The sequence below is a fragment of the Salegentibacter flavus genome (genome assembly GCF_900115145.1).
Classification (GTDB): Bacteria; Bacteroidota; Bacteroidia; order Flavobacteriales; family Flavobacteriaceae; genus Salegentibacter; species Salegentibacter flavus.
Genome location: NZ_FOVL01000015.1, coordinates 55,681 through 76,463, shown reverse-complemented (window position 1 = coordinate 76,463; position 20,783 = coordinate 55,681). Strand labels below are relative to the sequence as shown.

The 20,783-nt window shown below is 38.1% G+C and carries 22 protein-coding genes; 19 read left to right on the top strand and 3 right to left on the bottom strand.

Features of this window, described 5'->3' with window-relative positions:
* The first annotated feature begins 1 nt into the window (after window position 1).
* The 4 genes from BM266_RS12055 (at window position 2) to BM266_RS12040 (ending at window position 3,158) form a co-directional block, all read left to right on the top strand.
* On the top strand, window positions 2-745 hold the full coding sequence (locus tag BM266_RS12055) for an ABC transporter ATP-binding protein (protein WP_245760437.1): 744 nt from the start codon (window positions 2-4) through the stop codon (window positions 743-745).
* A 7-nt stretch (window positions 746-752) separates the two neighbouring features.
* The gene (locus BM266_RS12050; protein ID WP_093410041.1) at window positions 753-1,745 is read left to right on the top strand and encodes an MlaD family protein; all 993 of its coding nucleotides are present in this window, start codon (window positions 753-755) and stop codon (window positions 1,743-1,745) included.
* A 67-nt stretch (window positions 1,746-1,812) separates the two neighbouring features.
* A complete protein-coding gene (locus BM266_RS12045; RefSeq protein WP_093410038.1) occupies window positions 1,813-2,640 on the top strand; it encodes a universal stress protein in 828 nt (275 codons plus the stop codon).
* Between the two features lie 11 nt (window positions 2,641-2,651).
* Window positions 2,652-3,158, top strand: a complete 507-nt coding sequence (locus BM266_RS12040) for a hypothetical protein (RefSeq protein WP_093410036.1) — start codon at window positions 2,652-2,654, stop codon at window positions 3,156-3,158.
* On the opposite strand, the gene BM266_RS12035 is transcribed toward BM266_RS12040, so the two are convergent.
* Together BM266_RS12035 and BM266_RS12030 are read right to left on the bottom strand one after the other, a co-directional pair.
* Window positions 3,155-3,418, bottom strand: a complete 264-nt coding sequence (locus BM266_RS12035; RefSeq protein ID WP_093410033.1) for a zinc ribbon domain-containing protein — start codon at window positions 3,416-3,418, stop codon at window positions 3,155-3,157. The genes BM266_RS12040 and BM266_RS12035 overlap by 4 nt on opposite strands.
* Before the next feature lie 4 nt (window positions 3,419-3,422).
* Entirely contained in the window at window positions 3,423-3,833 is a 411-nt protein-coding gene (locus BM266_RS12030) for a hypothetical protein (protein ID WP_093410031.1), read from the bottom strand.
* A gap of 394 nt (window positions 3,834-4,227) precedes the next feature.
* Between BM266_RS12030 and BM266_RS12025 the strand changes: the two genes are divergently transcribed.
* The 3 genes from BM266_RS12025 (at window position 4,228) to BM266_RS12015 (ending at window position 8,144) form a co-directional block, all read left to right on the top strand.
* Window positions 4,228-5,265, top strand: coding sequence for a response regulator (locus BM266_RS12025; protein WP_093410028.1), 1,038 nt, complete (start codon window positions 4,228-4,230; stop codon window positions 5,263-5,265).
* A gap of 733 nt (window positions 5,266-5,998) precedes the next feature.
* Window positions 5,999-7,201 (top strand): cation:proton antiporter, encoded by a 1,203-nt coding sequence (locus tag BM266_RS12020; protein ID WP_093410026.1) that lies wholly within the window; start codon window positions 5,999-6,001, stop codon window positions 7,199-7,201.
* 466 nt (window positions 7,202-7,667) lie between these two features.
* Window positions 7,668-8,144: an Hsp20/alpha crystallin family protein gene (locus BM266_RS12015; protein WP_093410023.1), complete on the top strand. Its 477-nt coding sequence runs from the start codon at window positions 7,668-7,670 to the stop codon at window positions 8,142-8,144.
* Window positions 8,145-8,191: 47 nt separating this feature from the next.
* Here the strand turns inward: BM266_RS12015 and BM266_RS12010 are convergent, their stop codons facing one another.
* Window positions 8,192-8,818: a WG repeat-containing protein gene (locus tag BM266_RS12010; RefSeq protein ID WP_093410021.1), complete on the bottom strand. Its 627-nt coding sequence runs from the start codon at window positions 8,816-8,818 to the stop codon at window positions 8,192-8,194.
* A 185-nt stretch (window positions 8,819-9,003) separates the two neighbouring features.
* Here BM266_RS12010 and BM266_RS12005 point away from each other — a divergent pair, with 185 nt between their 5' ends.
* The 12 genes from BM266_RS12005 (at window position 9,004) to BM266_RS11950 (ending at window position 20,773) form a co-directional block, all read left to right on the top strand.
* Window positions 9,004-9,858 (top strand): universal stress protein, encoded by an 855-nt coding sequence (locus tag BM266_RS12005; protein ID WP_093410018.1) that lies wholly within the window; start codon window positions 9,004-9,006, stop codon window positions 9,856-9,858.
* Between the two features lie 18 nt (window positions 9,859-9,876).
* Window positions 9,877-10,728 (top strand): universal stress protein, encoded by an 852-nt coding sequence (locus tag BM266_RS12000; protein ID WP_093410016.1) that lies wholly within the window; start codon window positions 9,877-9,879, stop codon window positions 10,726-10,728.
* A gap of 2 nt (window positions 10,729-10,730) precedes the next feature.
* Window positions 10,731-11,600: a universal stress protein gene (locus BM266_RS11995; protein ID WP_093410013.1), complete on the top strand. Its 870-nt coding sequence runs from the start codon at window positions 10,731-10,733 to the stop codon at window positions 11,598-11,600.
* Window positions 11,601-11,632: 32 nt separating this feature from the next.
* Window positions 11,633-12,475: an ATP cone domain-containing protein gene (locus BM266_RS11990; RefSeq protein WP_093410121.1), complete on the top strand. Its 843-nt coding sequence runs from the start codon at window positions 11,633-11,635 to the stop codon at window positions 12,473-12,475.
* A gap of 2 nt (window positions 12,476-12,477) precedes the next feature.
* Window positions 12,478-13,848 carry an MBL fold metallo-hydrolase RNA specificity domain-containing protein gene (locus tag BM266_RS11985; protein ID WP_093410011.1) on the top strand — a complete coding sequence of 457 codons (1,371 nt, stop codon included), beginning with the start codon at window positions 12,478-12,480 and terminating at the stop codon, window positions 13,846-13,848.
* 80 nt (window positions 13,849-13,928) lie between these two features.
* Window positions 13,929-14,351, top strand: coding sequence for a hypothetical protein (locus tag BM266_RS11980; protein WP_093410009.1), 423 nt, complete (start codon window positions 13,929-13,931; stop codon window positions 14,349-14,351).
* 23 nt (window positions 14,352-14,374) lie between these two features.
* Entirely contained in the window at window positions 14,375-14,815 is a 441-nt protein-coding gene (locus tag BM266_RS11975; RefSeq protein ID WP_093410006.1) for a hypothetical protein, read from the top strand.
* Between the two features lie 43 nt (window positions 14,816-14,858).
* Window positions 14,859-15,485 carry a hypothetical protein gene (locus tag BM266_RS11970; RefSeq protein ID WP_093410003.1) on the top strand — a complete coding sequence of 209 codons (627 nt, stop codon included), beginning with the start codon at window positions 14,859-14,861 and terminating at the stop codon, window positions 15,483-15,485.
* Window positions 15,486-15,931: 446 nt separating this feature from the next.
* Window positions 15,932-16,735: a pyrroline-5-carboxylate reductase gene (proC, locus tag BM266_RS11965; RefSeq protein ID WP_093410001.1), complete on the top strand. Its 804-nt coding sequence runs from the start codon at window positions 15,932-15,934 to the stop codon at window positions 16,733-16,735.
* A 28-nt stretch (window positions 16,736-16,763) separates the two neighbouring features.
* Entirely contained in the window at window positions 16,764-17,534 is a 771-nt protein-coding gene (proB, locus tag BM266_RS11960; RefSeq protein WP_093410119.1) for a glutamate 5-kinase, read from the top strand.
* Window positions 17,535-17,577: 43 nt separating this feature from the next.
* The gene (locus tag BM266_RS11955; RefSeq protein ID WP_093409998.1) at window positions 17,578-18,777 is read left to right on the top strand and encodes a glutamate-5-semialdehyde dehydrogenase; all 1,200 of its coding nucleotides are present in this window, start codon (window positions 17,578-17,580) and stop codon (window positions 18,775-18,777) included.
* 130 nt (window positions 18,778-18,907) lie between these two features.
* Window positions 18,908-20,773: a M61 family metallopeptidase gene (locus BM266_RS11950; RefSeq protein WP_093409996.1), complete on the top strand. Its 1,866-nt coding sequence runs from the start codon at window positions 18,908-18,910 to the stop codon at window positions 20,771-20,773.
* Window positions 20,774-20,783 lie beyond the last annotated feature (10 nt).

The following is a 20,783-nucleotide window of genomic DNA, read 5'->3' as shown; positions in this document are numbered from 1 at the left end:
CGTGAAGGAAGAAACTAAAAATACGGTGATTAACATTCAGGATCTCCACAAAGGCTTTGGAGAGAACAAAGTCCTTAACGGCTTTAACCTGCAGCTATTAGAAGGGGAAAACCTGGTGCTTATGGGAAAATCGGGCTCTGGAAAATCGGTTATGATCAAATGTCTGGTAGGTCTTATGGAACCCGATAGCGGAAAAGTGGAAGTGTTGGGGAGAGAAATCTCAACAATGAAACGACAGGAACTGGATGAACTAAGGGCCGATATTGGTTTCCTTTTTCAGGGAAGCGCCCTGTATGATTCAATGACGGTTAGAGAGAACCTGGAGTTTCCTCTGCGAAGACACACCCATAAATTCGACCTTGAGAATACCGATGAACTGGTTCTAGAAGCCCTGAATAACGTAGGACTTCCTCATACCATAAATATGATGCCTGCCGAGCTTTCCGGTGGAATGCAACGCCGTGTTGCCCTGGCACGTGCCCTCATTCTTAAACCCAAAATCATTTTTTATGATGAACCAACCACCGGTTTGGATCCTATTACCGCAAAGGAAATTATTTTGCTTATGCTGGATATACAGAAGAAATATAAGACCTCATCCCTGATAATTACGCACGATGTAGATTGTGCAAGGGTAATTTCAAACCGGATGATCCTGTTACTCGATGGAATTAATTATGCAGAAGGTAGCTTTGAAGAATTATCGGCCTCGAAAGATCCAAAAGTTATGGCCTTTTTTAAATAGAAAAATTATGAAAATACAATCATCAAAATATCTGCGCCTTGGGCTTTTCGTAATTAGCGGATTAATCATTTTCACCCTGGCGATTTTCTTTATAGGTAACCGCCAACATCTTTTTGGGGAAAGCCTTAAGGTTACTTCGGTATTTAAAAATGTAAATGGTTTGCAGGTGGGAAATAACGTAAGATTTGCCGGGCTGGATGTGGGAACAGTAAAAGAGATTGTTATGGTAAACGACACCAGTATCGCTGTAAATATGTTTCTGGATATAGAAACTGCAAATCAAATGAAAAAAAATGCCATGGCAACCATCAATTCAGATGGATTGGTAGGAAGTATGGTAGTAAATATAATACCAGGAGAAGGCCCAAGATCCAGTGCACTACAGCAGGGAGACACGTTGGAATCCATTAGCCAGGTAGCTACTGCCGATATGCTTTCTACCTTAAACCGAACCAATGAAAATGCGGCAATGCTTACCTCCGATTTACTAAAAATCACCAATTCTATTAACAGTGGAGAAGGCGTTGCCGGAGCTTTGCTTAAAGATAATGAGATGGCTGAAGACCTCAAACACAGCATCAGCAATTTAAGACAAAGTACAAGATCGGCAATTACCAGTGTCAACCGGTTTAATAACTTATTGTCCCAGGTGAACTTTGACGAAAGCCTCGCCGGACTTATGCTGAATGATAGTCTTTCTGCTCAGAAATTCGCGGCGACCCTTTCCAACCTGGATTCCTCGGCAGTTGAGATCAACAAGATCACCAATGACATCAGTGCCTTTTCTTCTGAAATTAAAACCGGAAAAGGGGTGATAAACTTTATGCTTACAGATACTTCTTTCGTGAACCACCTGGACAGTAGTCTTCAGAATATAGAGGAAGCCACTCATAAATTCGATCAAAATATGGAAGCTCTCAAGCATAACTTCTTTTTCCGTGGATACTTCCGAAGACTGGAAAGGCAAAAAGCAAGAGAGGCCGAAGCAAACGAACCTTAATTAAGCTGAGGAATATCATTATTTATGTAAATATCTGGTCTTAAATTTATTGTAAACTTATTATGAGATGAAAAAGATTGTTTACACCACAGACTTTTCTGAAAATTCGGTAGCTGCACTGAAATATGCCATGGCTTTAGGTGAAGTCTTCAATACCGATGTGATCGCCTTACACGTTGCCACACCTTCAGAACTGAAAGTGACCAAAAAAAATAACGAAAAAGAAGCCCGGGTTGCACTAAAGGCTAAACTGAAAGAATTTTGTAGCGAACATTTAGAAGAGGACCTTTCAGATTTAAACCTTACGGTAGCTGTCACGGTAGCTTCTTCAGTGACAAAAGGTATCATGGATTTCACCCGGGATATGCAAATAAGAATACTTATAATGGGAGCTTGTGGCTCGGGCAACTTCAAAGATTTTTTTCTGGGAAGTTCTACAAAAGATATGCTGGAATTCTCCCCCCACCCATTACTGGCTGTGCCACCAAATTATGTGTTCACCGAACTTAAAAACGTGGTTTACACCACAGATTTTGAGCAAAAAGATATAATTAATATAAAAGAGTTACTCGGCCTTCTGGATCCCGTACAACCAAAGTTAATCATTTTGCATGTGAGCGATCAGGATGAAACAATGACAAAGAATTTACTGGAATGGTTCAAAAAGAATCTGGCTGAAAAAGTTGAGTACTCAGATATCGAGTTTAAAATAATTTTCTCAGATAATATCCTGAAGTCTCTGAAAGAAAATATTGAAAATCTGGATACTGATATGGTAGTTATGCTGGAACGAAAACCCGATACCAAAAAAAGCAGTTTGCTTCACAGAGACTTGGTTAAACGTATGCAATCCTGTATTGAAGTACCATTATTAAGCTTCAATGAGAAATTTTAAAATGTTCTGAAATGAAAATTGAACATCTTGAGGAACGCATAAACGAATATAAGACCTCCATCCACACCCTTTTAAACAAACGCATACTATGGGAAACTGAAGTAAAAGACCTTATCAATAAAGTTTTAAGCGAAGCAGAGGAAAAATATGAAATCGGGTGGAAAGTGCAGCGATTAAGTTGGATACATACAAACGAAGCCATTAACATAAGCTTCGATTCCTTTCCGCAGGAATTAATGGTGAAAACAAATCAAATTCCCACATACCGGTTTCTGCAGGGAGGAGCTTTAGTGTTTTCCCAAATGTATAATGGAGATATAGAGATTTTCACCGTCTTTCCTCTTCCGGAAAACTGGATGCCTGTAGAAAATGATATGGTGGAGATGGGTATTTATCCCCCCTCAGCTATTACAGAGAAACTGGTGGTAGAAAAAATAGATGAATTTTTAAAAGAAATGATAAAATGGGAAGTTCCAATCGCGAAAAGCAAGGTGGGGTTTAAGAATATTAATCCTTAAATATTCTCCATTCGCCAACGCTTAAGCTCAGGTAGTTTCCTAATGATTTGCTGTGCTTCCTCCAGGGAAATCCCGTTATGTACTTCAGCCATCTCCAGGAGTTGAATTTCCAACTGATGTAGCGTTAAATGAGGATTTGTAAATTCACCATCCTTAAAACATTTAATGCAATAATCATTATTGAAAGATTTATCCCTATTGGTACCACGCATTTCTTTGGTAAAGGGCATTCCACAACTTTGGCAGGTATAAGGAACCATCGGTTTAATGTTTTAGGAGTGATTTTAGTTTGGAGAGCAGGATTAGCTCAGATTTATTTTTTCCTGCATAAGAAGCAGCAATGGCATCGGCTGTTTTCCAAACCATTTGTTTCACTTTTGGCGTAAATAAACGCTGATGTTCTTTATAATAATCTTCGAAATCTGAATAAGCCTCTCCCGGCTCCGGATCATTTTCATCCAACCAGTCAAAAAATATCTCAATCTGGTATGCGGCATCGGTCCCAAATTCATCCTCGAATTCATCGTATTTAAGCCATTGTTTTTCTACGATCTCCTTGAGAGTCTTTACTTCCTGTTCCCTTACCACCTTATCGGCCGCGGCAATGGCATAGAACAATTTTCCCAAATGAATATAAAAAGAATCGGCGGTATAGCTATGGATATCTCTTCCCATGTTTTACGGTGTTTGTACCTATTAAATTTACGAAAAGCTTTTGATTCAGGAAGGCAGCTTAATTAAAATAATTCTATATTAGTTAGCCTTAAAATCTATAAAAATACTGCGCTAGGTTTATCTAAAAAATGATAAAAATCAGGACTGGCCTGAGTTTCCAAAGCATTTAAAATTGAATTTCCGTTAAACCCAACAATAGCTTAAGTTCAACTGATGGAATCGCTCAACAGAAATTTTTAATTTCTACGAAATTTTATAACATTTTCTGTGTATATTTATGTGCAGGTTATACTCTGAGGCTCAGAACATTTAGTATAACCTGGTTTTTCGCCCCCCCTACCGGATTTCACCCCCGGACTTATGTTTAGGCATGCACCTAATAATATTTTTTGTGATGAAACAAATTCTAATAATAGAAGACGACAAGATTCTGCGGGAAAACATCCGGGAACTCCTGGAAATGGAAAACTACCGTGTTTTCACTGCCGAAAATGGGAAAGAAGGGATGGAAGCAGCGATACGCCTTAAACCCGATCTCATAATCAGTGATATATTGATGCCGGTTATGGATGGTTATCAACTTCTAAAAAGTTTATACCAGAATGGAGAAACCCGGGAGATACCTTTCATTTTTTTATCGGCTAAATCTGAAGCAGAAGATATAAGAATAGGGATGAATATGGGAGCCGATGATTATCTCACCAAGCCTTTCCTCGAAAAGGACCTATTGCGCGCAATAAAGACCCGCTTATCAAAACATGAAAAATCACAAAAAAAGAAAACCGAAACTCCGCAAAATCATCAGATTAATACTTTAGATGAATTAAAGACCTATTTTGAACATGCGGGAGAGAGTCTGGAAATTGAGAAGAATGGGGAAGTTTACCGGGAAGCTAAAAATGCAAATTATATATACCTTATTAAATATGGTTTAATAAAAACTCACCGAATGGATGAGTATGGCAAGGAGCTTATTACCGGGCTTTATAAAAATTCAGATGTTTTTGGAGTTTATTATTTCATGGATACTTCTTTTTATCCGGAGACGGCCACAGCACTGGAAAACAGTTATTTTTACAGACTATCGAGCCTTAAATTTCAGGAAATCCTGAATTCCAGTCAGCATTTAACCATGGAGGTTGCCCAGTTGTTATCTGATAATATTTCCATTTTAAAAAGTCATCTTCTTGAAATGGCCTATGCTTCGGTCTTAAGAAAAACTACCAGCACTATAAGACAGTTTGCCGAACTTATGCCCGAGAGCGCCCGGGAAGGCATCAGAATTTCCAGAACCGATCTTGCCAGTGTAGCAGGTATTTCTACAGAAAGTTTTATTCGTAGTTTATCAAGTCTTCGGAAAAGCGGGATAATAGATATTGAAGGGAGAAACATTAAGATCCTGAATATGCAGAAACTGAACAGTATTAAGTAGAACAACCAGATTATTAATTATTTGTTAAACAATCTTAAGATGACAATTGTCATTTTTCCCGGCTCAGAGATTTGGTAATTTAGACCTTATAAAGCAGTAATTAACTGTCGTTCATAATGAAATATAAGCATTTGGTTTTTAAGTACTTTATTGGAGTTAAAAATCAAATTGAGAAGGTATCAAAGGATATTTTCAACTAGATACATAAATTTTACTTCGTGTAAGATCACTGGTATCGATCAAAAAGTTAGAAGATACATTTAATACCTTCTTAGGAAACAGGAGACTTTGTTCTCCTGTTTCTATTTAAACGAATTACCCCGGGATTAATATGTGCTTGCTAATAGTTTGTTAAAAATCAAGTACCTGACAAATGTCATTTTTTACGCATCCCAAAATTGGTAATTTAGACCTTAGAAAGCAGCAATTAACTGCCGATCTAAATAATAAATATGAAATTTGATTTTTAAGTACTTGATTGATGTTAAAAATCAAAATGAGAAGGTATCAGGAATATTATCTAATCGATACACAAATTTTACTTCGCGTAAGATCACTGGTATCACACATGAATTAGAAATAATTTTAATACCTTCTTAAAGAAACAGGAGACTTTGGTCTCCTGTTTCTGTTTTTACTAGATTATCATCTTTCCAGCTAATCTACAAGGAATCATCACTTCAAATGATTAACTTTAGTACAATAGCTTTTAAAAAGTGAAAAAAGCTTAGCGATGTACGAAAATTTTTCTCCGATAATTATATTAGGGGTTCTGCTTAGTGTTGGATCTCTCGCCGGACTTCTTGCTGAAAAAGTGAATCTCCCAAGAGTAGTAGCTTACATTCTTATTGGGGCCATTTTTTCTCCAAGCATTCTGGGAGACATACTCCATTTTTCCACTGCGAGTTGGTCGCCTTTTCTCACAAATATTGCATTGGCGATCATTGCCTATATTATTGGATCTGAGGTTGATATTCAAAGCCTGAAAAAACAAAAGAATACAATAATGGCAGCTGTCCTGGGACAGTCCTTAGGAGCCATCATCTTTGTTGCTCTGGGACTTTGGATTCTTGGTTCGGCCTTTGGTTTTCTCAAGGAGATCGATTTTACCCTGGCATTGATAATTGGTACAATAGCCACCGCAACAGCCCCTGCCGCCAGTCTTGGCATTATAGAAGAATATGGAGCTAAAGGTAAAATGACCAATACTTTGCTGGGTGTAATAGCTATTGATGATGCTATTGGAGTAATTCTTTTTACCCTTGTTTTAGGAACGGTGACCGAAGGAGGTTTTTCCAGTAGCCTCATGGAAGGGCTAAAAGAAATAGGTGGCGCACTCTTATTGGGAAGTATCTTTGGTGTTTTACTGGGGTACCTGGGAAATAGATTAAAGAAAGAAGAGCTTCGATTGGTAACTATTTTAGGATTTATACTCTTGGTATTGGGTTTATCTGAATTGTTTGCATTTTCTATGCTCCTAAGCTGTATGAGCCTTGGTTTTGTTTCCGTCATGTTTTATCCAAAAAAACATGCAGAATGGATACTCCCTCTTAAACATATTGAAGAATTGGTCTTTATTTTTTTCTTCACACTTGCCGGAACCCACTTTGAGCTGCAAATAATGTTTTCATCGGCTCTTTTAGTCTTTACCTACGTCATCTTAAGAATTGCCGGAAAGTATACGGGCAGTTATATAGGAATGCTGGTTGGTGGGGCAGCAGAACAGCCGCGGAGGCTATTAGGTCTTTGTTTGTTTCCGCAGGCTGGCGTAGCTATTGGCCTTGCCATCAGGGCTTCAGATCAACCAGGGATGCAGGAAATAGCACCGCTCCTGCTCAATATCATCCTGGGTTCCACCATTATTTTTGAACTTACCGCACCTTTTTTCACCAGGTTCGCGCTTAAGAAGGCGGGCGAAATAGAGGGAAATAAATAGATGAGTGCCGTTTTTAACGGTTTAAACTTAATTGTTGTGGACCAAGCAAAAAATTGAGACCCGGAATTTAGAAAAAATGTTAAATTTAATTAGATGAGAAATATCATTTATTTTTAATTACAAGTCTGTTATCTTAGTACTAATCAAAATATAAGTTTGGTTTTGAGTATTTGTAGGGCAAAAAAAAAGATCAAATTTCTGGAGTTGATATTTCACAGTTTAATCGCGGATTTAACGATTTATAGAGGATTAAATTATCCTTAATGATTACGTAAGTGGACAAAGTACTCCAATAAAAAGCAGGAAATTTTTAGTTTTCTGCTTTTTATTTTTTCACCCATGGAGGAGTATTATCCATTTTAATATAAATCTCAATATTTTTTTAAAATTGATATTTATCATTCCCCAACAAGTTGTTCTTAAATACCTTAGGAAGGTAATTTATTAACTCTAAAATTTTAATATTATGTCATTAATTAAATCCAACAAACGCCGAAGCCCAATGTGGGGCACCTCCTTATTTACCGATGATCCGTTTTTTTCTGAATTGATGGACACCAGGAAACTGAATAATTTAAACCGCATTTTTAATGGGGAAGATTTCGATTTCAGCCCTGCTGTGAATATCAAGGATAACGAAAAAGATTATGAAATCGAATTGGCCGCCCCCGGCCTTGAAAAAGATGATTTCAAAATAACAATGGAAAATGGAATCCTGTCAATCTCTGCAGAGAGAGAAGAGAAATCTGAAGAAGAGAAAGAAGGATTTGTACGAAAAGAATTTAATTATAACAGCTTTTCCCGTTCTATGAGTCTACCAGATAGTATTGATGAGGAAAAAGATGTGAAGGCCAGTTACAAAGACGGAATTCTTAAAATGAACCTTCAGAAAAAAGAAGAAACCGAAACTTCTAAAAAACAAAAGACCATTAAGGTTTCTTAGACCAAAATGGACAGAAAAAAGGGGTGAAAATTTTCGCCCCTTTTTTTTTAATGTGTAAATAATTCCCAGCTTTTATCAGGTCCCCGAACACTTATTAGGTTGTCTGTGAGGATCCTGGCCGTAATTGGAGGCGCTTCCCGGAGGTTCCTCTTAGAAACCGAAACGGGAAATGGTCCCGATAAATATTGTAAAACTTCTCCATCCTTATCAATAAATACTACGTCGTATTTATAAGAAATCATTCTTTTTCCCAGTACTGGATTTTTCCCCAATTCTTCTTCTGCAAGTTTCAGGGCCAGGGCCTTCCCATCATTGAATAAAGACACATTTAGAAATTCAGGTTCTATTACCACCTTTCCGGTTTCATCTATAAACCCATAGTAATTTACCCCATCGATATTTTTTTTAATTATGGCTCTGTTCTCCTGCATTACCGGCACTTTTTGAGTAGCAACCCCCAGATCACGGGCCGTCGAGACTTTTTCGTTTTCAATAAGATCATTTCTGAAGTCAACCACTAATTCTCCTGAGGCATCAATAAAACCCCACTGGTTATTCTTTTTTACCGGAGCATATCCCTCATGGAGAGATCCAACATAACTAAGGTCTTTTAATTCCTGGGCTTCCATAAAAAATGGCACCAGCAGGATAAGAAATAGGCGAATAGGTTTCATCGTTTCAGTTTTATGAATTAATAATTAAAGATACCTAACAGCCTGAAATAAAAAAATGATAAACATCATCTAAATACCGCTATCCTTTTCATAATGATTTTATAAACAGGGGGTTTTACTGATTTTCGTCATAGTTTCCAAGGCTTAATTCTGTTAAATTTGAGTATATACAAATTAAGGAAAAGATGAGAAAAATAGTATTTCCAACCGATTTTTCAGAAAATGCTTTCAATGCGCTTAAATACGCAGTAGAGTTGCTGAAATATGAAACCTGTGAATTTTTTCTCCTTCACGCCTATGCCGATGAGGTTTATAACGATGAAACTATTTTAAGCCGAAGCCTTATGGATGAGCTTAAAGAAAAAGTTTTAAACCACGCCGAAGTAAAACTAGAAGAAACCCTTGAAAAAATTAGGGAAATAGCTCCTAATCCTCATCATACTTTTCATAAAGTTGCTTCATTTGGTGCCCTGGTAGACGAGGTGAATGATCTTGTAGATTCAGAAAACGCTGATTTGTGTATAATGGGTACCCGGGGAAAATCAGACGACCGAAATATAAGTTTTGGCACCAATACCCTACTGGTGATGAAGTACGTACAGTGCCCGGTTCTTAGTATTCCTGCGGGTTATCAATACAATACTCCAGAGAATATCCTCTTCCTCACCAATTTCCTGGTTCCTTACCAAAAAAGGGAACTAAAACTCGTGAGCGAAATTGCCCGGGTATTCGGTTCTGAAATTCACTCCTTATATATCTCTAAATATCCGGTAGAATCCTTCAGGCAGAAAGATAATCTTAACTTCCTGAAAGAGCAGTTTGTTAATATAAAATTCCAAACACACCAGGTAGACGGTATAGATAAAGTGCCTACTATCATGGATTTTATTGAAAAGCACAAAATAGATATCCTGGTGATGGTTAACTCCAGGCATAGCGAACTGGAAAATATACTGTTTGAAGGAACATTAGACAAGATAAGTTTGAATCCTAAAATTCCTTTACTGGTTCTGCAGAATTTTAACCGGGAATGTGTTTAACTCCTAAAACCTAATGCGATGAAAAAAATATTAATGCCCACCGATTTTTCAACAAACTCCATTAATGCCCTGAAATATGCGGTGAGTTTGTTCAAGGATGAAGAATGCACCTTCTATCTGTTAAATACCTTTACTCCGGTTTTATATGACACGGAATATATTTTGTATAGCACAACCCAACCCGGATTGGAAGAAATTTACCGGGAAAATTCAGTAAAAGGGCTGCAAAAGGTAAAAAAACGCATTACTTCAAAAGACAAGAACCCAAAACATCACTTTGAATTAATCTCTGCTTTCAATCTTTTGATCGAGGAAATAAAAGACCAGGTAAAAGAAAAAAACATAGATCTCGTGGTAATGGGAACACAAGGCGCTACCGGGGCCCAGGAGGTTTTGATGGGAACCAATACCGTGCAGGCTATAAAGAAAGTAAAATGTCCTATTCTGGCCATCCCTTCAGAATATGAATATACCAACCCAGACAACATTCTCTTCCCTACAGACTATGAGCTGGATTACAGTAGCCAGCAACTTCAGCTCTTAAAAGATATAATTAAAAATTATGATTCCAGGCTTAATATCCTTCATGTGTTGACTAAAGAAGAATTATCTCCGGAAAAAGAACAGAATAAGAAAAAGCTGGCTACCCAAATGGACTCGGTTAAGCATCAATTTTACAGCAAAGAAAAACAAGCGCTTACCGAAGCTATTTATGATTTTCAGAATGAGCACCCTACAGATATGCTGGTGATGATAAACAACAAACATTCATTCTTTGAAAACCTGCTTTTTAGGCCTGTGATCAATAAAATAGGATTTCATATAAAAGTTCCATTTCTGGTAATTCCTTCAGGGAAATATTCTTCTTAACTATGAAAAATGTCCTTGTCCCCACCGATTTCTCCAAAAACGCATGGAAGGCTCTGGAGTATAGCATTCATTTGTTTGAGAAAGATGTTTGCACCTTTTACCTGCTGAATGCTTTTCAGACAGATTATTTTACCACTACCAGCATAATGGTTCCAGAACCTGGTGAACCGGCCTACGATCTTGCCCATGAACAGTCTAAAAATGGTCTGGAAAAACTTATAGATGGCCTTAGCCTTATGAATGAAAATCCAAATCACCATTTCAAGATTATTTCCATGTATAATAGCGTTACCGAAGCTATTAAATGGGCTATAGAAAAGTATAATATCAACCTGGTGGTAATGGGCACCAAAGGTTCCGGAGATCCTGAAAATCGTATTTTTGGAAGCAACACCATTCACGTTTCAGATAATTGTAATACCTGCCCTGTTTTAATTGTTCCGGAAAATGCCCTCTTTGTTCCCGACATTAAAAAGGAGGTGGTATTTGCCACTAATTTTCGCTACAAATGTTCCCAGGCGGGGGTAAATTACGTTAGCGAAATTGCCAACAGGTTTTCTGCAGTGGTAAGGGTTTTATACATTCAGGAGCACGAACAATTAGATGAAGAGCAGGAAACCAATAGAGATCATCTGCAGGATCTTTTTCGGAATATCTCGCACAGTTTCCATACCTTAACCAATATTTCGGTCACCAAAGGTATCATTACCTTTATCGAAAGTCGTGGCAGCCAATTATTGATACTGAATAGGGAGAAACCCGGTTTCTTCAAAAAGATATTCTCCAGGTCAATCTTACATGAGATTTCAAAAAAACCGAAGGTTCCAATTTTGGTGCTTCCGGAAACCAGATATTTGCCGCGCTTATTCTAATTTTTGTAAATTAAATGCCGGATTCCCAACCTATGGATTCTTCCGAATTAAAAATAATAAAAGCCTCCGGGCAGAAAGCATTTTTTTCTGAAGAAAAGGTTGCCGCATCTCTTGGTCGCGCCGGTGCCAGCCAGGAAGTGATTGAAAAGATCCTTTCTAAGCTCAGGAAGGAACTCTATCAGGGAATTTCAACCAAAGAGATCTATAATCGGGCTTTCAAATTATTAAAAAATAAGGATCACCTTCTTGCTTCCCGCTATAAATTAAAAAATGCTATTTATGAGCTTGGTCCAACCGGTTTCCCTTTTGAGAAATTTGTAGGAGCGGTGCTAAAATATAGTGGTTACGATGTGGAAGTCAGCGATATTTTTCAAGGCGCCTGTGTAACGCACGAAGTAGATGTTATCGCCACCCAGGAGAAAGAAACTTTACTAATGGAGTGTAAATTTCACGGTACGCCTGGAAAAAGCTGTGATGTGAAGGTTCCACTTTATATACATTCCCGGTTTCGGGATATTGAAAACTTCAATAAGGACAAAAAGAATCATCCATTTTTCTTTTCTGAGGGCTGGGTAGTGACCAATACCAGGTTTACCAAAGACGCCACCAGATATGCCAAATGTGTAGGCTTAAAACTATTAAGTTGGGATTATCCTAAAGGAAATAGCTTAAAAGAACGTATAGATAAATCCGGTTTATATCCCATCACCGTATCTGTTCTTCTGAATAAACGTGAAAAACAATTCCTGCTTAGTCGGGATGTGGTGCTGTGTCGTGAACTGGTGAACGATGATTTTTACCTCGATCACCTGGGAATTTCTTCCACCCGCAAAAAGCACATCTTAGAGGAAATGCAAAGTTTATGTAAAACCTGAATATGAGCAATAAAGTCAAGATCAGTTTTTATGGTGCAGCGGGAACAGTTACCGGCTCAAAATTCCTGTTGGAAACCCAGGAGTATAACATCCTGATAGATGCCGGGATGTTCCAGGGACTTAAGGAATTAAGAAAACTAAATTGGAAAGATTTTCCTTTTCCCCCAAAGGATATTGATACAGTTCTTCTCACTCACGGACATTTAGATCATTCGGGGTATTTACCCCGTTTGGTTATGCAGGGATTTAATGGGCCGATCTTAGGAACTTCACCTAGCCTGGCAATCGCCTCAATTATTTTACGGGACAGCGCCAAAATTCAGGAGGAAAATGCTGAAAAGGCCAATAAAGAAGATTTTAGCAGCCATTCTCCCGCCCTGCCTTTTTATAATATCGAACAGGCCGAAAAAGCGATCACTTTATTCGAAAAAGTAGAACCCGAAGATTGGATAACGCTTTCAGAAAACATAAAGGCCAGGTTTATAAAAAACGGTCATATTCTTGGAGCTACCTTCATAGAATTAGATATTTTTGGGAAATTATGGGTTTTTTCGGGTGATATTGGGAGGGAACAAGATCTTTTGCTTGAACCTCCCGGGCGGCCTCAATGGGCAGATTATCTAATCATGGAAAGCACTTATGGCGACCGCCGGCATCCTGTGGAGGATGTAGATGAAATTTTAAGTTCAGAAATTGAAAATGTAATTAACACCAACGGTAGTCTTATCATTCCCAGTTTCGCGGTTGAACGTCTCCAGAGCCTGATGTTTAAACTATGGCAGCTTTATAAAAAGAATAAAATTCCCAATATTCCGATCTTTATTGACAGCCCTATGGGAAATGAGGTGCTGGACGTTTTTGAACGCTTCCCACAATGGCATAAACTGGATTTAAATGAATTCCGGGAGATGAAGAAGCATTTTAAAATAATCACCTCTTATAAAGATACCTGGAAAACCATAGACTATAACCGCCCTAAAGTTGTAATTGCCGGAAGCGGAATGGTTACAGGTGGCCGGGTGCTTACCTACTTGAGATATTACCTCGAAAAACCTGAAACCACCGTGCTGCTCGTAGGCTTTCAGGCTGAAGGCACAAGGGGACGACAGCTTCTTGAAGGCAGCCAGGAGATTAAGATTTTTGGCAAATACTGCCAGGTAAATGCTAAAATAAAACATATAGACAGTCTTTCTGCTCACGCCGACCAGGTGGGACTTCTGGCATGGACTAGCGAAATCAAAAATATACCAGAGCAGGTTTTTCTGGTTCATGGCGAACCACACTCCAGGGATGCCTTAAGAGTTAAATTAAAGGATGTGTATAAATGGAATACTTCAAGTCCAGAACTTCATGAAAGTTTTTCTGCTTCCTAAAAGTTTATAATCTTTTGATAATTATCATTTTATGGGGCTCTTTTTTGTTGTAAATTTAGGAGTATCTAATTTTAAATCTTATGGCAACTTCTCTTAAATACCGATACAACGACAGAAATGAAAGTACAGAGGAATTGCAAAAGGAAACCGATGCCTGGCTACACGAAATCTTCAATACGACAGAGCACATCCGTTTTCTTACAAAATTCCTGCTTGCCGATATTTTTGAGGCCAGCCAGCCCAATATGTATGAAATGTTCGAAAATTTTAAAAAAAAGCTGGAGACCTATCGTACCGGGATTTTCATATTAAACCAGGAGGTCCACAATCACAAATACGACCTTGATGGCATGAGGGAATGCGATGATATTAGTTGTGAGGGTTTTTACCGCAGGCAACATTCAGAGTTGAAGGAAAAATTCACAAAATTCATTACCGGTTTTAAAGATTTGCAGTCGCAGATATTCAATTACACCGGAAACCTATTGATCACAAAAGAGTAATTATTCACATAATTTTTAAAGTCATGAAGGATCAAAAAAATTTCAGGTACATCGAATGGAAGAGTCCTGAAGAAATGCACTATAGTGCACAACAATGGAGTTCAAGCCTTGCTTTTTACGAAGATGAACATCTTTTTTTTGAAGATATGCTGAGGGAATACACCTTACCTATTATTGAATCTAATTTAATCACAGAGGTCAATGCCCTGATTGACCGGCTAACGAAATCGAAAAAGGAGATGAAGAACTTAACTGAGAAGGTTTCAAAACATACAAACGGGCTGGATATATTAGTAGATGGAATAAACCAACCGGAAGAAGAAAAGAAATATAAGGAAGAACATAGAGCCCTTCTCAAGGAAATAAACACCTTTTCAGAATCCTACGAGCAATTAAAGAAAGATATTTTTGAAAATGTTTCCGGTGCCCTGAAAAAACAAAAGCAGAAAAGGCTCTTGAAATAGAGATGATTATATTTTCGTAATTTTAATAAGTCAAAAAAACTAGATGAGATATTTTCTTTGGTTCCTCTATGTTGTTTTATTCACAGCCTGTAGTACAGCGCGCCTGGTGGAATCGCATTCCCCATATCGAGCCGAAAAACCTAAAATTGAGAAAATATTGGTAATAGGGATGACTCCGCTTACAGAATTCCGGGAATCCTTTGAGACCAGACTTCAGAAAGAATTTAAAAAACACGATGTGGAAGCGGTGACTAGTATTTCAGTATTAAATGGAAAACTTACACCGGGAGAAAATACTGAACAACAGTTAAACAACCTGGAAAAATATTTACTGGAAGAAGGTTACAATACTGTTTTATTAAGTAAAATAGTCCAGGTTGAATCACATAAAGATTTACGCAACAGTCTATATAGTTTAAGAGGGAGTTATCGAAGTTTCAAGAGCGATTACTATGCTAACCAGGGAATTTTCCAAGGAGATGATATCAACAGTGATACAAAGGTTTACCATACTGAAACTTCGATTTATACTCTTCCTGAAAACCGCCAAAGGGAACTTTTATGGCAGGGAGAAATCGACCTAAAAAACCCGAAAAGGGTAAAGAGAACCATTAAACAATATGTAGATTTGTTGATTTCCAGTCTAAAATGGGATGGCGTCCTTCCCTGATGAACCTAAAATACGAAAACCTTTTCGTGACTAATCAGGCAATCTCACTCTGCCATTATTGCAGGTTTTAAATTTTAAATAAATTTTATCTATGCCTCATCAATTAACTCAATAATGCCATCCAATTACAAAATGGGTTTTCTATATAACACATTTACTTCAGTAAATTACTCCAAAAACCCAAATCCAGGCTCCTTTCCAAAGCTTTACTATCCTTGCGTTTAGCAGGGTGTTTTTATATTGTACCTCCGATTATATTTCTAAATTTAAATCAGATTTAACTTTTCTTCAGGAATAAAAGCGCTCAAAATACTTTAAATTACTATCAGGAATGCTTTCAAAGACTATAAAATATAAAAGCTTGCATGGTCTTTGTGCCAAGCATGACAGTTTTAAATAATAACGGGCTGAAAAGCCACTTTAAAAATTAACCAAAAAAACAATACATGAAAGTATTACTTATTGGAGCCGGAAATATGGGACTAACTTATGCCGAAGGAATGGCAAAGTCTAGTTTATTAAACCGCAGAAACTTAATGATCTTTGATAAATCTGCTGATATAATTACCAGCTTAAGCAAATTAGACCATTTTGATGTATACGACGATATCGAGGAATGTCTACCCGATGCCGATGTCGTTTTCTTAGCGGTAAAACCATATCACTGCGACAGTCTTTTTGAGGAAATACGGCCAATGGTAAATGATGAACAAATTTTTGTTTCTCTTATGGCAGGAGTTACTATTTCTAAGATCCAGGAAGGCCTGGGAGTTAAGAAAGTGGTAAGATCTATGCCTAATCTTCCTGCACAGGTAGGAAAAGGAGTGACTTCTTACACCGAATCTCCGGAAGTTTCCCGTGTAGAATTACTTATGGTAAGGAACCTGTTGGATACTACTGGAGAGTCTATTCACGTAGAAACTGAAAACTTTATTGATGCCTCCACAGGTATTTCAGGAAGTGGGCCGGCATATGTATTCTATTTCATGCAATCTATGCTTGAAGCAGCTCTGAAAATGGGCTTCTCTAAAAATGATTCCAAAGTACTGGTTAGCCAAACCTTTGAAGGAGCGGTTAAGCTATTTAATGAATCTGATCTATCTCCGGAAACCTGGATGGAACGCGTAGCCTCAAAAGGAGGTACAACCCGGGCCGCCCTGGATTCCATGGAAGACAACAACGTTAAAGAGCTTATTAAAGATGCTGCCTATGCCGCCTTTGACAGAGCTGTTGAACTGGGAAAGGAGTAAGAATAAATTTTATTTCAAAATTATAGAAATGGAAAAAAAGAGAATAGTTGTAAAAGTTGGAACTAATGTAATGACCAACAAAGACAATAGAATTTTACAACCTATATTAAAAAATCTTGTAGAACAAATCGCCACCTTATATGAAGAAGATATTTTAGTGGTACTTGTATCCTCAGGTTCTGCCATTGCGGGGAAAGAAATCCTGGGAGATGTAAAGATTACCGATCCCTCAAAAAGAAGACAGGTTTTCTCCTCAGTAGGACAGCCACGAATGATGCGTCATTACTATAGTATATTCCACGATTTTGGAATGCGTTGTGCGCAGGTGCTCGCTACTAAAAGAGATTTTAGTCCGGGAATTCACCGTGAAAATATGATAAACTGCTATGAATCACTACTATCAGAGGGAATTATCCCTATTGCCAATGAAGATGATGCGGTTTCTGTAACTATGTCTATGTTTTCTGATAACGACGAACTCGCAAGTCTTGTTGCAGAATTAATTCAGGCAGATGCCCTTATCATCCTTAGTGATACCGAAGGTCTTTATACTGGTCACCCTGATCATGAAGATTCAGAAAAACTGAACAAGGTTCAAATCGACCAGGATGTAGAAAAATACGTTCAGGAATCTGATAAAGGTGAAGGTGAAGGCCGGGGCGGAATGGAATCCAAGATTAAAATCGCTAAAGGAACGGCCGCTAAGAATATCACTACTTATATCGCTAATGGAAAACGTCCTAATGTAATACTCGATATAATGGCCGGAAAACCTGTGGGAACAAAGTTTACCGCATAATTTCCCGGTTACTAAAGAAATAATAAAATTTAAAAATTTCAATATGAAGTTGATAGACACAAAAACTAAAAATAATGTGCTGCAATCCATGATGACAATATTGGATAAAAAGCGTAAAGAAATAATTGAAGCTAATAAGAAAGATCTTGAAGCCTTCGGAAAAAGCGATCAGGCTATGTACGACAGGCTTATCGTAGACGAGAAAAAGGTTGATTCTATGATCCAATCTGTCAAGGAGGTGATGGACCAGGAAGATCCTGTGGGTAAAACCATAGAACATCGACGCCTGGATACAGGGCTGGATATAACCAATAAAACAGCTCCTTTTGGTACCATAATGATTATTTATGAATCAAGACCCGATGTAACTATTGAAGCTGCGATGCTGGCTTTTAAAGCAAACAATAAGATCTATTTAAAAGGAGGAAAAGAAGCATTTCACAGCAATAAGATCCTTGAACAATGTTGGCACGAAGCTCTGCAGGAAAACGGTTTGGATAAAAGCTGGATCGAAATGCTGAAATTAGACCGCAAAGCAACCCAGGAATTTCTTAAAAACCCACCGGAACACATAGACCTCATTGTTCCCCGTGGTGGCGAACGATTGATCGCCTTCGTAAAAGAACACGCCAAAGGAGCTGTACTTGTTAGTGGTCGTGGAAACAATTTCCTTTATGTTTCAAAAAATGCCGATTTCGAGACCGCCAAAAAGGTTATGCTTAACGCCAAAATCGATAAGATTTCCGGCTGTAATGCTCTCGATAAGGTACTAATCGATAGGAACATTCCCGGATACGAAGATAAACTGAAAGAGCTTCAGGAAATGTTCAGGGAAAATGAAGTTTCCATTCTTGTAGACGAGGAAGTTTCTAAAGTCTTATCCGACGAGGAAAAAGTTCCATCCGAAGATACCTGGTATGAAGAATTCCTTGCAATGAAGATCGTACTCGGTAGTATTGACGGATTAGACAAGGCTATTGACAAGATTAATAAATATTCGGGAGGTCACTCGGCCGTAATCATCACTACCGATAAGGAAGAAGCCAAAATTTTTATGGAACAGGTAGATAGTGCCGCTGTATACCATAACGCCTCTACCCGCTTCACCGATGGTGGACAAATGGGTGTGGGCGCAGAACTGGCAATTAGCACCGATAAACTTCACCACCGTGGTCCCCTTGGATTAAAACAACTGGTGACTAATAAATATTATGTTTTAGGCGAAGGCCATATAAGAGAATAATCGCATTTTAATATTCTGAAAAACCACCGTTTGATTACGGTGGTTTTTTTTATGTTTTCGCAAAAATTCACTTCTTAAATGTAACCTTTTAGGTTTTCTTTAGTCTAATTGGAAAAAGCTGGTTTTTATAATGAAAAAAATTCTATACACATTTGCCCTGTTGGGTACTCTAATTTCCTGTAAAACTACTCAGGTTCAACCTGAACCCAAACAACCAATTATCGCAAGCCTGGATCTGGTTAACGTTGACAATGATAAGGTAAAGGTAAGTGTTGACCCCGATAGGTTGACCGGAGAGGAAATAAGATTCTACATTCCCAAAACCGTTCCCGGTACTTATTCCAACGATGATTATGGAAAACTCGTTGAAGATTTCACAGCGTTGGATTATAAAGGCAATGAAATGGAATTTCACCGGGAGAATGAAAACACCTGGGTTATTTCAAATGCAACAGAATTGGATAAGCTCACCTATTTCGTAAACGACACCTATGATATTGAAGGCGAAGAAGGCGTGTTCTCCCCCAGCGGAACCAATATAGCCAAAAATGAAAATTTTGTACTCAACCTTCACGGATTTGTTGGCTATTTTGAAAACTTAAGTGAAGAACCATACCGACTCGAAATAACCCGTCCTGAAACCATAATTCCGGGAACAGCCCTAAGCCTTGCAGAGATAAACAACGGAGTTGAAACAGATTATCAAACCGATATCTTCCTGCTGAATCGTTATTTTGAAGTCATAGATAACCCGATAATGTATTCTCTTCCAGATACCACTTCCTTTATGGTTGAGGACATGGAGGTACTGGTAAATGTATACTCACCCAACAAAAAATATACTTCAGAAGATATCAAGCCGGGAATAGAAGAAATGATCTCGGCTCAAAAGAGATTTCTTGGAGAAATAGACAACACTGGGAAATATGCCATTCTGCTGTATCTTTCTGATACCGAGAAACAGGATGCGCGTGGCTTTGGAGCATTGGAACATCATACCTCAACGGTAGTTGTGCTTCCCGAAATGATGCAACCTGAACAGCTTCAGGAAACGATGACCGATGTGGTTTCCCACGAGTTCTTTCACATCCTTACGCCTTTGAATGTTCATTCTGAAGAAATCCATTATTTCGATTATAACGATCCTGAAATGTCACAGCATCTTTGGATGTATGAAGGAGTAACCGAATATTTCGCGAATTTATTTCAGATAAACCAGGGGCTAATCGATAACGAAGAATTTTACAACCGGATGTCTGAAAAGATCGAGGTATCTCAGAATTTTGACGATACTATGCCCTTTACAGAAATGAGTAAAAACATCCTTGACCCGGAATATAAAGACAGTTATTACAATGTCTATCAAAAAGGAGCCCTGATAGGGATGGCATTGGATATCAGGTTAAGAGAATTAAGCAAGGGCGAGACCGGCCTTCTTGATCTTATGAAGAGACTTTCTGAAAAATATGGAAAAGACAAGCCGTTTAAAGATGACGAACTGATAAACGTGATTGTAGAATTATCCTACCCTGAAATTCAAAAATTCTTTGATGATTATATAACCGGCTCCACTCCTATTCCTTACAATAAAATTTTTGAAAAAGTAGGTTTAACTGAAGAAGAATATGAAACCAACACGGGCTATTTTCTTGCCGGGCAAACTCCTTATATCGATGGCAACCCAGACACCGGTGAGCTCTTCTTCAGGGAGAATATCAGCTTTAATTCTTTCCTTGATGAACTCGGTGTAGAAGGAGGCGATATTCTAAAGTCTGTAAATGGCCAGAAATACAATATACAGACTGCATACAATTTAGTAATGACTGCCGAATCCTGGGAAGACAACGAAGAGGTTACTTTTGTAGTAGTGCGTGACGGTGAGGAACTAAGCTTAACTGCCAAAACTCATCAACCAACTACTACTTCTACAAGAATTATTGAAAAAGACGATGATAATGCGCAGGTGAAACTGCGTGAAGCTTGGTTAAAAGGTTAATAGATTTTAA